General features: G+C 69.4%; 11 protein-coding genes and 1 pseudogene. 9 read left to right on the plus strand and 3 right to left on the minus strand.

Annotated features, from left to right (window positions below):
- Nucleotides 1–51: 51 nt before the first annotated feature.
- The 4 genes from ACZ470_RS39080 to ACZ470_RS39095 all read left to right on the plus strand — a co-directional run bounded on the left by ACZ470_RS39080 (nt 52) and on the right by ACZ470_RS39095 (nt 5,132).
- Nucleotides 52–1,491, plus strand: a complete 1,440-nt coding sequence (locus tag ACZ470_RS39080; RefSeq protein WP_468434726.1) for a dihydrolipoyl dehydrogenase family protein — start codon at nt 52–54, stop codon at nt 1,489–1,491.
- A gap of 556 nt (nt 1,492–2,047) precedes the next feature.
- Nucleotides 2,048–2,716: a response regulator transcription factor gene (locus tag ACZ470_RS39085; protein ID WP_468434727.1), complete on the plus strand. Its 669-nt coding sequence runs from the start codon at nt 2,048–2,050 to the stop codon at nt 2,714–2,716.
- A 336-nt stretch (nt 2,717–3,052) separates the two neighbouring features.
- Nucleotides 3,053–4,093, plus strand: coding sequence for a Gfo/Idh/MocA family protein (locus tag ACZ470_RS39090; protein ID WP_468434728.1), 1,041 nt, complete (start codon nt 3,053–3,055; stop codon nt 4,091–4,093).
- A gap of 286 nt (nt 4,094–4,379) precedes the next feature.
- Nucleotides 4,380–5,132 (plus strand): IclR family transcriptional regulator, encoded by a 753-nt coding sequence (locus ACZ470_RS39095; RefSeq protein ID WP_468434751.1) that lies wholly within the window; start codon nt 4,380–4,382, stop codon nt 5,130–5,132.
- A gap of 213 nt (nt 5,133–5,345) precedes the next feature.
- Here the strand turns inward: ACZ470_RS39095 and ACZ470_RS39100 are convergent, their stop codons facing one another.
- The 3 genes from ACZ470_RS39100 to ACZ470_RS39110 are packed head-to-tail and all read right to left on the minus strand — an operon-like array spanning nt 5,346 to nt 7,899.
- On the minus strand, nt 5,346–6,029 hold the full coding sequence (locus tag ACZ470_RS39100; protein ID WP_468434729.1) for a 3-oxoacid CoA-transferase subunit B: 684 nt from the start codon (nt 6,027–6,029) through the stop codon (nt 5,346–5,348).
- Nucleotides 6,026–6,697, minus strand: a complete 672-nt coding sequence (locus ACZ470_RS39105) for a 3-oxoacid CoA-transferase subunit A (RefSeq protein ID WP_468434730.1) — start codon at nt 6,695–6,697, stop codon at nt 6,026–6,028. Before ACZ470_RS39105 ends, ACZ470_RS39100 begins: the two co-directional genes overlap by 4 nt.
- On the minus strand, nt 6,694–7,899 hold the full coding sequence (locus ACZ470_RS39110; RefSeq protein ID WP_468434731.1) for a thiolase family protein: 1,206 nt from the start codon (nt 7,897–7,899) through the stop codon (nt 6,694–6,696). Before ACZ470_RS39110 ends, ACZ470_RS39105 begins: the two co-directional genes overlap by 4 nt.
- A gap of 83 nt (nt 7,900–7,982) precedes the next feature.
- Here ACZ470_RS39110 and ACZ470_RS39115 point away from each other — a divergent pair.
- The 5 genes and pseudogenes from ACZ470_RS39115 to ACZ470_RS39135 form a co-directional block, all read left to right on the plus strand.
- Nucleotides 7,983–8,108: pseudogene (locus ACZ470_RS39115) on the plus strand (LysR family transcriptional regulator); the annotation flags it as partial.
- Nucleotides 8,109–8,223: 115 nt separating this feature from the next.
- Nucleotides 8,224–8,868 carry a LysR family substrate-binding domain-containing protein gene (locus ACZ470_RS39120; protein ID WP_468434732.1) on the plus strand — a complete coding sequence of 215 codons (645 nt, stop codon included), beginning with the start codon at nt 8,224–8,226 and terminating at the stop codon, nt 8,866–8,868.
- Between the two features lie 280 nt (nt 8,869–9,148).
- Nucleotides 9,149–10,540 (plus strand): MFS transporter, encoded by a 1,392-nt coding sequence (locus ACZ470_RS39125; protein ID WP_468434733.1) that lies wholly within the window; start codon nt 9,149–9,151, stop codon nt 10,538–10,540.
- Between the two features lie 4 nt (nt 10,541–10,544).
- On the plus strand, nt 10,545–11,399 hold the full coding sequence (locus tag ACZ470_RS39130; RefSeq protein WP_468434734.1) for an alpha/beta fold hydrolase: 855 nt from the start codon (nt 10,545–10,547) through the stop codon (nt 11,397–11,399).
- Nucleotides 11,399–12,037: a nuclear transport factor 2 family protein gene (locus ACZ470_RS39135; protein ID WP_468434735.1), complete on the plus strand. Its 639-nt coding sequence runs from the start codon at nt 11,399–11,401 to the stop codon at nt 12,035–12,037. Before ACZ470_RS39130 ends, ACZ470_RS39135 begins: the two co-directional genes overlap by 1 nt.
- The last annotated feature ends 1 nt before the right edge of the window (nt 12,038 follow it).

The following is a 12,038-nucleotide window of genomic DNA, read 5'->3' on the forward strand; positions in this document are numbered from 1 at the left end:
TCTTCCTCATCTCTGCCCTGCGCCTGGGCCGTGCCGCCAAGGAGGCCTGACATGAGCGACCACACATATGACGTCATCGTCATCGGCGCGGGTCCTGTCGGAGAGAACGTCGCCGACCGAGTGGTACAGGGCGGGCTGACTGCCGCCATCGTGGAACGGGAACTGGTTGGCGGTGAGTGCTCCTACTGGGCCTGCATGCCGACCAAGGCGTTGCTGCGCAGCGCGGCCGCGCTGCGCGCTGCCCGGCAGCTGCCGGGGTCCCGGGAGGCGGTGACCGGTGACCTCGACGTCGCGGCGGTGCTCGGCCGCCGTGATGCCTTCGCCTCGAACTGGAAGGACGACGGGCAGGTGTCCTGGCTCGAATCAGCCGGGATCACCTTGTACCGCGGCCAGGGGCGGGTCAGCGCCGACCGGGGTGTCGAGGTCACCGATGAATCCGGCACCACGATCGCGCTGACCGCACGGCACGCGGTCGTGGTGGCGACCGGCACCGCCGCGCTGCTGCCGGACATCCCCGGTCTGCTCGAGTCGACGCCGTGGAGCAGTCGGGAGGCAGCCGCCGCGCGTACGGTCCCCGGCCGGCTCGCCGTCATCGGCGGCGGCGTCGTGGCGTCCGAGATGGCGACGGCGTTCGCCGCGCTGGGATCGACCGTGACGATGCTGGCCCGCGACGGTGTCCTGCCGCTCGCGGAGCCGTTCGCCGGAGAGCGGGTCACTGCCTCACTGCGGGAAGCCGGTGTCTCGGTGCTGCTCGGTGCGGAGGCCGGGGCCGTGAAGCGGGCCGGCGACGGCACCGTGCACATCACGCTCACCAACGGCGAGGACATCGAAGCCGACGAGGTCCTCGTCGCGATCGGCCGCACACCGAACACCCAGGACATCGGGCTGGAAGCCGTGGGTCTCACACCGGGTGCCTGGCTCACCGTGGACGACACCCTGCGGGTCCTCGGAGAGGACAAGGCGCCGCTCGGCGGCGGGTGGCTGTACGCCGCCGGCGACGTCAATCGGCGTGTGCTGCTGACCCATCAGGGCAAGTACCAGGCCCGCGCCGTGGGCGACGCCATCGTTGCCCGCGCCAAGGGAGAAGCGGTCGACGACAGCCCGTGGGGCCGTCACGCGGCCACAGCCGACGAGCGCGCCGTGCCGCAGGTGGTCTTCACCGAGCCGGAGGTCGCGTCGGTGGGCCTGACCGCCAACGCTGCCGAGGCCGCCGGCATCCGGACCCGCGTAGTCGACTACGACCTGGGTACCGTCGCGGGATCGGCCCTGCACGCCGACGGGTACAAGGGACACGCCCGTATGGTCGTCGATGAGCACCGCAAGGTGATCGTCGGCTTCACACTCGTCGGGCCCGATGTGGCCGAACTGCTCCACGCGGCAACGATCGCAGTCGTCGGCGAGGTTCCCATCGACCGGCTGTGGCACGCCGTTCCGGCCTACCCCACGGTGAGCGAAGTGTGGCTGCGGCTGCTGGAAGCGTACGGACGCTGACCGCCCTCCCGATGCCCCGTCCCCGACGGGACCGCGGAGGGCGGGGTACGGGAGGGAGGCAGGGGGCGTCCACGGTCGCCCGACTCGGAGCGAGGGCGAGCCCGGACGTGGAGTTGTGCCGCCGGACGAGGTCCGGCGGCGCTCGGCCGGGCGCGGCGACGCCGAGCGCGATGAGTGCAGTCCAGCCGTGGCTGTCGGCGACGCGTGGCGATGAACGGCTTGTGGCGACCGACGTTGCCGGAGAGCCGGCCGAGCAACAGGGGGCACGATGAGCAGGCCCGACGAGTGGCTGCCGGACGCAGAGCGCAGCCGAGGCGGCCCTTTCCGGCTCGATCCCGCGGCCGATATAGAACGTTCGGTTTTGACGGGCGGGATCCATCGTTGTTATCTACAGGAGCGAACGTTCCATGCAAAGGCCTGCTGGGCGTGTCCGCTGGTCAACGTCCAGCGCTCCAGCCGTCTCCGGAACGTGCGTGGGTACCTCAAGACATCGGGCACCCGGCGGGCCTGCCACTGGCCTCCCGAAGGTGATCGGTACCTGGATTGATGGGGAGACATGTTCAGCTCGTCGCGCACCGCACGCACCGGCACGGTCGGCGCCCCTGAGCGGATACCCGTGGCGGTGCAGGCGGTTGATCCGATCCTGCGCGAGGGCGTGATCCGCCAGTTGCGCCGGTACCCGGAGATCGAACTCCGTGAGGAGAACGCCTCCGGCCCCGGGACGGTGGCACTGCTCGTCGACGATGTCCTGGACGCGGGCACGCTGAGCCGGTTGCGTCGCCTGGTGCGCAGTGAGGGGGCGCGAGCGGTGCTGGTGGTCCGCTCGCTGAGGGAGGGTGAGCTGCTGGAGGTCATCGAGGGCGGCGTCGGCGCGATCGTTTGGCGGCACGAGGCCACCGCGACGCGCCTGGTGCAGGCCGTGCTGGCGGCCGCGCACGGCGACGGGGATCTGCCGGCCGACCTGCTGGGCCGGCTGCTCAGCCAGGTGGGCGCGCTGCACCGCAGCGCCGCCGGCCGCACCGGCGGATTGCCCTCGGGTATGTCCCTGCGCGAGGTGGATGTGCTGCGTCTGGTGGCCGAGGGGCTCGACACCAGGGAGATCGCCCGCAAGCTGTCCTACTCCGAACGCACGGTCAAAAACGTAATCCACGGACTGACCACCCGGCTGCATCTGCGCAACCGGGCACATGCGGTCGCGTATGCCCTGCGGGAAGGCTACATCTGACCACAAGGGCGGCCCGGCCAGGCCCCTGAGGCAGCACAGTCACCGAGGAGCGCGCCCATCGCGTCACGCGGTGGCGGCGGGTCAGGGAGGCCCACGCGCGGGCCGCGCGCGAGCGACGACAGACGGAACCGGCCCGGTGAGCACGTGGACACCGACGGAGAGACGACGGCTCGAAGGAACCTCCTCGCACGTCGCGCGCCTGGGCAGGGTGGAGCCCAGCACTCGGCTCCACCTGCCAGCATCAATGCCACTCAGCGGCAGTCAAACCTGGTGTGCCGACCTTCGGTTCGACAAGGATCCCGGCGAGAGAACCGCACGGATGAGGAGGCTCCGCCGATGGCAGGACAAGATGGGAAGCGCAGCAGACTGGGACTGATCGGGGCAGGTACGTTCGGGCTGCGACACAGCCGCTTCATCGCGCGTTCGGATCAGGCCGACCTGGTGGCCGTGGCCGATCCGACATTCGGCACGGGCCGCGCCGTGCCGGAGGAACTGCGGGACGTCGAGCGGTACACCGACCACCGGCAGATGCTGACGCGCGGGGACCTCGACGGCATCATCGTGGCAAGCCCCAGCGAGATGCACGTATCGCACGCCCTGGACTGCCTCGACGCAGGCCTTGCGGTTCTGGTGGAGAAGCCCGTGGCCGTCGACCGGGAACAGGCGCGCCCCCTGCTCGACCGGCTGGCCGCCGACCCGGACGCCCGGGTACTGATCGGGCATCACCGGCGCCACCATCCCGCGGTTGCGGCCGCAGGGGAAGTGATCAAGGCCGGGCAGCTTGGCGAGATCCGTACCGTCGCGGCCATCTGGGCCACACACAAGACGGCCCCCTACTTCGATGTGGAGTGGCGACGGCGGCGCCCGGGGGGCGGGATGCTGCTGATCAACCTGATCCATGAGGTGGACATGCTTCGCCACCTGGTGGGCGAGATCGTCTCGGTGGAGGCGATCACCTCGAACAAGGCGCGCGGGCTCGAGGTCGAGGACACCGCGGGAATCGTCATGAGGTTCGAGAACGGGGCCATTGGCACACTGGCCGGCTCGGACTCCGCTGTATCACCCTGGGGCTGGGACCAAGCCACCGAGGACGACCCCACCTTCCCCTATCACCCGGGTCAGCCCTGCCTTCTGATCGCGGGTTCCCGGGGCGCTCTCTCCGTGCCGGACATGGCGGTGTTCACGCAGCCGGAGCCATCCTGGCTCGAACCGGTCGAGGCGACCCGCCGTCCCGTCGAGGGTGCCGACGCGTTCGCGAGGCAGCTGGCGCACTTCGCGGACGTCGCGGCCGGGCGGGCCAAGCCACTCGTCACAGTCGAGGACGCACTGCGCAGCCTGGAGATCGTACGGACCGTGAGTCTGTCACTGAAGGGCTGAGGAGTGGTCTGTCGCCGGGCTTGATCGTGCCGAGGAGCCCGGCGCAACGCCCGTGTACCGCCGCGTGAGGGTGCAACCAGCTCGCGCACGAGATCACCGAGGGGATCGGGGCGCGTGCCACATCGCTCCCCTTACCACTCGTCGTCGGTCGTGTGATGATGAATCGTTGTCGCCCGGCGGTCCCGCGACCACGCGCAACCACCACCCAGTGGCAGTCGTGTGTGGAATGGGCGCCAACCGGCAGGAAAGGGCGGATCATGTCCCGAACTTCGAGTCGGCGGCCATAGTGGCCGGCAATTCCGCTTCCCCCGGGCAAAGCGTCTCGGGACGACTCCTCGCTGTCCTGGACTGTTTCGACGTGGCGCATCCGGAACTCACCTTGACCGAGATCGCCACCCGAGCCGTTCTGCCCCTCTCCACGGCCCGGCGGCTGATCGGCGAACTGGTGGCATGGGGCGGGCTCGAACGCCTGCCGGACGGTCGGCACTTCCGTATCGGTATCCGGCTCTGGCGGGTCGGCTCACTGGCGCCGCAGCAACGGGTGCTCAGCGAGGCAGCGCTGCCGTTCGCGCAGGACCTCTGCGAAGCATCGCAGGAAAACGTCCAGCTCGCGGTACTCGACAATGGCGAGGCACTGTGCATCGAGAAGATCTCGAGCCAGCGGGCGGTACCGACCGCCACCCGCGTCGGCGGCCGCCTGCCGCTGCATGCCACCGCCGTCGGCAAAGTTCTGCTCGCCTTCTCACCGCCGCAGGTATGCCGCGACCTTACGGCGGCCGGTCTGGCCGTGTTCACCCGCCACACGATCGTCCAGCCGGGAAGGCTGGCCGCCGCGCTGGCGGCGACGGTGCAGCAGGGCGTCGCCTACTCGTACGAGGAGATGACGCTCGGCGCGGTGTCGGTCGCCGCGCCCATCCACGACGGTTCCGGCGTACTGCAAGGTGCGCTGGGCATCGTGACGCACTCGCACCGACGAGTGGAACACCTGGCCCCGGCCGTGCGCACGGCGGCCCTTGGAATCACCCGCCGACTCAGCTGAGGGGCGGGCGCTCGGCATCTCCCTCCGGTCCGCGTCGGGACGGGGACCGTCTGGGCACCCGTCGCTTCGGTGACCGGTGCAGGACACCGTGCCTTCTCGAATTCCTCGTGTGCCTGGAATGAACATCCCAGGCACACGGCTTCCCGGCCGGGTGTGATGCGGTTCCCGCGCTCACCGAACGACTCGCCGAGCCCGTCGACCCACCGTGCGTCGCTATGCGATGGCGGTCAGCGGCATGTCCAGGCGTGCGGCGAGTTCGTCCGGCGTGATGCCGAAGGTTCTCGTGACGCGCACTCCCCGAGGTGTGATGTCGAAGACCGCGAGATCGGTGTAGACGCGGTCGACGCAGCGGAGGCCGGTGAGCGGGTAGCCGCACTCGGGCACCAGCTTGGGTGTGCCGTCTTTGGTGAACAGGGTCATCATGACGAACACCCTCTTCGCCCCGATGGCCAGGTCCATCGCGCCGCCGACGGCGGGGATGGCGTCGGGCGCGCCCGTGTGCCAGTTGGCGAGGTCGCCGGCGGCCGAGACCTGGAAGGCGCCGAGGACACAGATGTCGAGATGGCCGCCGCGCATCATGGCGAACGAGTCGGCGTGGTGGAAGTACGCGGATCCCGGGAGTTCGGTGACAGGGACCTTTCCGGCGTTGGTCAGGTCCGGGTCGATCTGGGCGTCCTGCGCGGCGGGCCCCATGTTGAGCATGCCGTTCTCGGTGTGGAGCACCACGCCGGAGTCGGCCGGCAAATGGTCGGCGACGAGGGTCGGCAGGCCGATGCCCAGGTTGACGAAGGAGCCCTGGGGGATGTCACGCGCGATGAGGGCGGCCATGTCGTGCTTGCCCAGCGGGCCTTGCCCGTTCTCCGCCAGGTGCTCCCGTACGTTGCTTGTGGGGTTCATGCGCGCGCCGCCTCCCGCACCACTCGGTCGACATAGATGCTCGGAGTCACCACGGTTTCCGGGTCGATCTCGCCCGGCTCGACGATCTCGCGCACCTGCGCGATCACCGTGGTCGCCGCGGTGGCCATGACCGGCCCGAAGTTGCGGGCGGTCTTGCGGTAGACCAGGTTGCCCATGCGGTCGGCGCGATGGGCGCCGATCAGCGCGACATCGCCCTTGATCGGGTACTCGAGGACGTGAGTGCGGCCGTCGATCTCGCGGGTCTCCTTGCCCTCGGCGAGGAGGGTGCCGACGCCGGTGGGGCAGAAGAAGGCACCGATACCCGCCCCCGCCGCGCGCATGCGTTCCGCGAGGTTGCCCTGCGGAACCACCTCGAGCTCGATCCGGCCGGCGCGGTACAACTGGTCGAACACCCACGAGTCCGTCTGGCGTGGGAAGGAGCAGATCATCTTGCGTACCCGCCCCTTGGCCAGCAGCGCGGCCAGTCCGGTGTCTCCGTTGCCGGCGTTGTTGGACACCACGATGAGGTCCGAGGCGCCCTGTCGAATCAGCGCGCCGATCAGGTCGACCGGCATCCCCGCCATACCGAATCCGCCGACCAGGACAGTGGAGCCGTCCTCGATACCGGCCACTGCCTCGTCCGGCGTGGCGCACAGCTGTGCGGTCATCGGGCGCCTCCTGTGACGTTCTCCAGGACTACGGCAAGCGCCTGGCCGACTCCGATGCAGATGGCCGCGACGCCCCACCGCTCGCCGGACTCCCGGAGCCGGTGGGCGAGAGTGGCGAGCAGACGTCCGCCGGACGCGCCCAGTGGGTGGCCCAGCGCGATCGCACCGCCCTTGGTGTTGACGATGTCCGGATCCACCGCCCAGGCGTCGACGCATGCGAGGGACTGCACGGCGAACGCCTCGTTCAGCTCGATGGCGGCGACGTCGGACCAGGAGATGCCCGCGTGCTTCAGGGCGCGGTTCGCCGCTTCCACCGGGGCGAAGCCGAACATCTGGGGGTCCAGGGCGAACACACCGCGTCCCGCGATACGGGCGAGGGGGTCGGTACCGATCCGCGCGGCTGCGGCACCCGAGCCGAGCAGGACGGCAGAGGCACCGTCGCTCAGCGGGGAGGCGTTGCCCGCCGTGATGACGCCGTCGGGGCGGAAAACCGGCTTGAGCCCGGCGAGCCGTTCGAGCGTGGAACCGGGGCGGATTCCCTCGTCCCGGTCGAGTGTGGCACCGTTGGCGTGGACCGCGACGGGCACGACCAGGTCGTCGTAGAAACCCGCGTTCCATGCCTCGTCGGCGAGGGTGTGCGAGCGGACGGCGAAGGCGTCCTGCCGCTCGCGGTCGACGTCGAAGCGGTCGGCGAGCTGCTCGTTCGCCTCGCCCAGGGAGACCGTCCACTCCCTGGGCATCCGCTCGTTGACCAGCCGCCAGCCGAGCGCGGTGGACACGGCCGTGATGTCACCGGCGGGGAACGGCCGCTCGGACTTGGGCAACACCCAGGGTGCCCGGGTCATCGACTCGACGCCGCCGGTGAGCACGATGTCCGCGTCGCCCGTCTCGATGGCGCGGGATCCTATGATCGCGGCGTCCAGGGAGGAACCGCACAACCGGTTCACGGTCGTGGCGGGCACCGATGTCGGCAGGCCGGCCAGGAGGACGGCCATCCTGGCGACGTTTCGGTTGTCCTCACCGGCCCCGTTGGCGTTCCCCCAGACCACGTCACCGATCTCCGCCGGGTCGAGGTCGGGGGTCTTGGCCAGCGTGCCGGTGACGGCCCGCGCCGCCAGATCGTCGGGCCGGACGTTCGCGAGGGCTCCCGAGAATCGTCCAAAGGGCGTTCGTGCTGCTGCGTACAGGTAACTGTCGGTCACGAACTCACGGTAGGAGCTCACCGTTCATCAAGTCCAAGACATAGTTGGCATGGATTAATAAGCTGTCCGTATAAGGTCGAGGTATGGAACTCCGTCAGCTCAGGGCCTTCCTCGCCCTCGCCGAGGAGTGCCACTTCGGTCGCGCGGCGGCCCGTCTGCATGTGGCACAGCCGGCTCTGTCCCAGCAGCTCAAGCAGCTTGAACGCGAACTCGGCGTCCGGCTGTTCATCCGCTCCACCCGCCGAGTCGAACCGACCGAGGCCGGCCGCCTGCTCGCCGACTACGCGCGCTCTCGTCGCGGAGGAGGAGTGCGCCCGCGTTCATATGCGGGAGCTGGCCACCGGGCACGCGGGCCGGGTCTCCGTCGGCTTCATCGGCACGGCCACCTACGACGTGCTGCCTCGGGTCGCCCGCACCGTGCGGGCGGAGCTGCCCGGGATCACCATGGACCTGCGCGGTGAGCTGCTCACCCCGGAACTCCTTGAGGGCCTGCACCACGGCACGTACGACCTCGTGGTGGTCCGTGGCGAGGTCGACGACGCGGAGCTCCGCGTCACGCCGCTGCGTTCCGAACCCCTGGTGGCGGTGCTGCCCTCGCACCACCCGCTGGCGGGCCGTCGGAACATTTCACTGGAGGCCCTGGCCGACGAACCGTTCGTGGTCCATCCGTCACGGTCCCGGTCGTCCATGTACGACCGGGTGCTGGCCGCCTGCGAGCGGGCGGGATTCCGGCCGGTCTCACTGACCGAAGTCGGCGAGACGGCCACCCTGGTCGTCTTCGTCGCGGCCGGTCACGGTGTGGCCCTGGTACCTCAGTCGGTCCGCAGCCTCAGCCTCGACGGCGTGACCTATGTGCCGCTGGCGGATCCCGAGTCGGTCGACCTGCTCCTGGCCCGCCGCGTGAACCGCAACTCGCCCGCCATGGAACAGGTCGCCTCCGCCATCGAGCGGTGCGCGCGTACACCGTGATCGGACAATCCGGGTGTTCCTGGCCTGCCGAGAACGCCCACCAGTGATGACGGCCCACGCCGCGAACCCGGGCCGTTCCTGCCGGCACTCACTCGAGACTCTGCAGCTCGCCAACGAAGGCAGCGTGAGAAGCCACTGCCCACCGGCACGGTTCCACCCTCCCGCTCAACGGAACTGCCGCTGAGCGGCACTCGAGGTTGGCAGAGGGCAGTCCTGAGCGACGACGATCCCCCCACTGATCGGACGGGCCCGATCAGGTCCTCACAGAGCCGAGATACCCATGTCCACATCTGCCACGCTCGATGTACGCAGCGTCATCGACCGAAATCCCCTGAGCAGATCTCAGCTCAGTGCGCTGTTCGCCTGTCTCCTCTGCATCGTCGTCGACGGTCTGGAGGTCACCCTCGTGGGATTCATGACCGTCGACCTGAAAGCCGACTGGTCGATCACCACCGCGCAGCTCGCCCCAGCGGTCACCAGCGGCCTGGTCGGGCTGGGCCTCGGTTCGCTCGTGGCGGGACCCCTTGGCGACCGGTTCGGGCGCAAGCCGGTGATCGCATGGTCGATCGCCGTGTTCGCGGTCGCGACCGCGCTCACAGCGCTGACCACCGGCGTCACCAGCTTCAGTCTCCTGCGCCTGGTCACCGGACTGGGCCTGGGAGCCTCCATGCCCAACGTCGCCGCGCTGGTCACCGAGACAGTCCCGGAGCGACACCGACGGCCTGCGGTCGCCGTGATCTGGGCGGGTTTCCCGGCCGGGGCGGCGATCGCGGCTCTGGCCGTCCCGTTCACCGTCGCCGCGACGGACTGGCAGACGGCGTTCGTCCTGGCCGGAGTGGTCGCAGCGGCGGTTCTGGCCATGGTGGTGGCCATTCTCCCCGAATCCCCGCGATTCCTCGCCAACTCGGGCCGCCACCACGACCGGCTCGTCCGCTTCTGCAACCGCATCGAGCCGGACAGCGCCGGGCCCGGCACCGTCTTCGCCCGCGAGACGGTGGCGCGGACCCGCAACTACCCGATCGCGACCCTGCTCAGGCAGCCGTTGCGGACCGGTACGCTCACGCTCTGGATCGGCTATATGGCCGTGATGTTCACTGTGTACCTCACCAACACGTGGCTCCCCTTCCTGTTCACCGACGCCGGCTTCGGCACCGGCGAGATCTCCCTGCTCACGACGTTGCTCCAGGTCGGGGGCGTCATCGGCTGCGTAGCGATCGGACTGCTTCAGGAAAGAACCGGCCCGCACCGCACACTCGTACTCACCTCGGTCCTCGGTGCGGGAGCGGCGCTGCTGATCGCCGTGTTGCCCCGGGCGACGCTGCTGCTCGCCGTTCTGATCTTCATTCTGGGCATGTGCACCAACTCGATCTCGACCGGCTACACCGTCGTCTCAGCCACGTTCTACCCGACGGACATCCGCTCGACGGGCACCAGCTGGACGGCGGGGATGTCACGGGTCGGGGCCGTGGCGGGTGGCGCGGCCGGTACTGCTCTGGCGAGCCTCGGTCTCGCCTTCGAACAAGTTTTCCTGCTGCTCATCGCCCCCATCGCGATCGGCGCGCTGTGCATGGTCGTCAAGGGACGGGCCTACCAGGACGACGTCTCCTCCCGGGCCCCGGCGCCGCTCGCCGACAGCATGTCTCCGCTCACCCCCACTACGAACGAAGGATGACCCGATGTCCGACACACCCGTCGAGTTCAACCACATGATGAAGGAGGTGGCCGATGGTGTGCGACTGCACGCGGTGGTCGCGGGTTCCGGACCCGCGGTCGTCCTGCTGCACGGCTGGCCCCAGACCTGGTACGAGTGGCGGTCCGTCATGCCCGGCCTGGCCCGCACCCACACGGTGATCGCCGTGGATCTCAAGGGCGCCGGCCAGTCGTCGAAGCCGCTGACCGGCTACGACAAGGTCACCATGGCTCACGAGCTGAACGCGCTGAGCGAGGCGCTGGGCTTCGACCGGGTGAAGGTCGTCGGCCATGACATCGGAGCGATGGTGGCCTACGCCTGGGCCGCCACACACCGGGACGCAGTCAGCCATCTCGGCTTCCTTGACGCGCCGCTCCCCGGCGCCTCCCTCTGGGACAGCATCTTCGCGGATCCGAAGGTGTGGCACTTCGCCTTCCACATGCACCGGGACATGCCGGAGTTCCTCATTCACGGACGGGAGTACGGCTACGTCGAGGCGTTCTTCCGTGACCGTGGCACCAACCACGGTGCCTTCACCGACGACGAAATCGGTGTCTACGCCCGCGCGTTCGCCCAGCCGGGCGCCACCCGTGGCTGCTTGGAGTGGTACCGCGCCTTTCACCAGGACGCTGAGGACAACCGCAAGCTCGCCCAGCAGCCCCTGACCATCCCGGTCCTCGCCCTTGGCGGTGAGGACCGGTGGGGACCTCGTATCGTGGACATGCTCCGGGAGTTCGCCACCGACGTCACCGGCGGGTCCATCCCGGACTGCGGACACTGGGTCGTCGAGGAACGCCCCGCCGCCGTCCTGTCCGCTCTCGACACCTTCCTGGCCGCCTGATGGGCGCGTCGACAGCGGCCGAGGCCCAGGACCGTGCCGCGATCCGCGAACTCGTCGAGAACTGGGCAATATGGCGCGACGCGGGGGACTGGGACCGCTTCGCCACTGTCTGGCACCCCGACGAGGGATGGATGACCGCAACGTGGTTCCAGGGCCCGGCCCCGGACTTCATCGCCGTCTCCCGCGAGGGCTTCGACCAAGGGGTGTCGATCCTGCACTTCCTCGGCGGGCACAGCGCCGATGTCATGGGTGATCGAGCGATCGCGCAGACGAAGATGACGATCAACCAGCGTGCAGAGGTCGACGGGGTGCTGGTCGACGTGGTGTGCACGGGCCGGTTCTACGACTTCTGCGCCCGGCACGAAGGGCGCTGGACGATCGTGCGCAGGCAGCCGATCTACGAGAAGGATCGGCTCGACGTGGTCGACCCCGATGCGCGGCTCCAGCTCGATCCTGAGCTGCTCGGCCGATTCCCGGTCGGCTACCGCCATCTCGGCTACCTCCAGACGAAGGCGGGCTTCACGGTGAAGACCGGGCTGCCCGGGCTTACCGGGCCCGTGGTGCAACGACTCTACGACGAGGGCGCGAAATGGCTTGCCGGCTCCACCACCGCCGGCGATCCGCACGCCGGAGAATGAG

It is taken from the genome of Streptomyces sp. NPDC031111, from assembly GCF_055570675.1.

Bases quoted from the DNA above. Each gene is read 5' to 3' on its own strand.
- ACZ470_RS39120 (WP_468434732.1), top strand. From the start codon at position 8,224: ATGCGGGAGCTGGCCACCGGGCACGCGGGCCGGGTCTCCGTCGGCTTC.
- ACZ470_RS39090 (WP_468434728.1), top strand. From the start codon at position 3,053: ATGGCAGGACAAGATGGGAAGCGCAGCAGACTGGGACTGATCGGGGCA.
- ACZ470_RS39125 (WP_468434733.1), top strand. From the start codon at position 9,149: ATGTCCACATCTGCCACGCTCGATGTACGCAGCGTCATCGACCGAAAT.
- ACZ470_RS39100 (WP_468434729.1), bottom strand. From the start codon at position 6,029: ATGAACCCCACAAGCAACGTACGGGAGCACCTGGCGGAGAACGGGCAA.
- ACZ470_RS39080 (WP_468434726.1), top strand. From the start codon at position 52: ATGAGCGACCACACATATGACGTCATCGTCATCGGCGCGGGTCCTGTC.
- ACZ470_RS39135 (WP_468434735.1), top strand. From the start codon at position 11,399: ATGGGCGCGTCGACAGCGGCCGAGGCCCAGGACCGTGCCGCGATCCGC.
- ACZ470_RS39105 (WP_468434730.1), bottom strand. From the start codon at position 6,697: ATGACCGCACAGCTGTGCGCCACGCCGGACGAGGCAGTGGCCGGTATC.
- ACZ470_RS39085 (WP_468434727.1), top strand. From the start codon at position 2,048: ATGTTCAGCTCGTCGCGCACCGCACGCACCGGCACGGTCGGCGCCCCT.
- ACZ470_RS39130 (WP_468434734.1), top strand. From the start codon at position 10,545: ATGTCCGACACACCCGTCGAGTTCAACCACATGATGAAGGAGGTGGCC.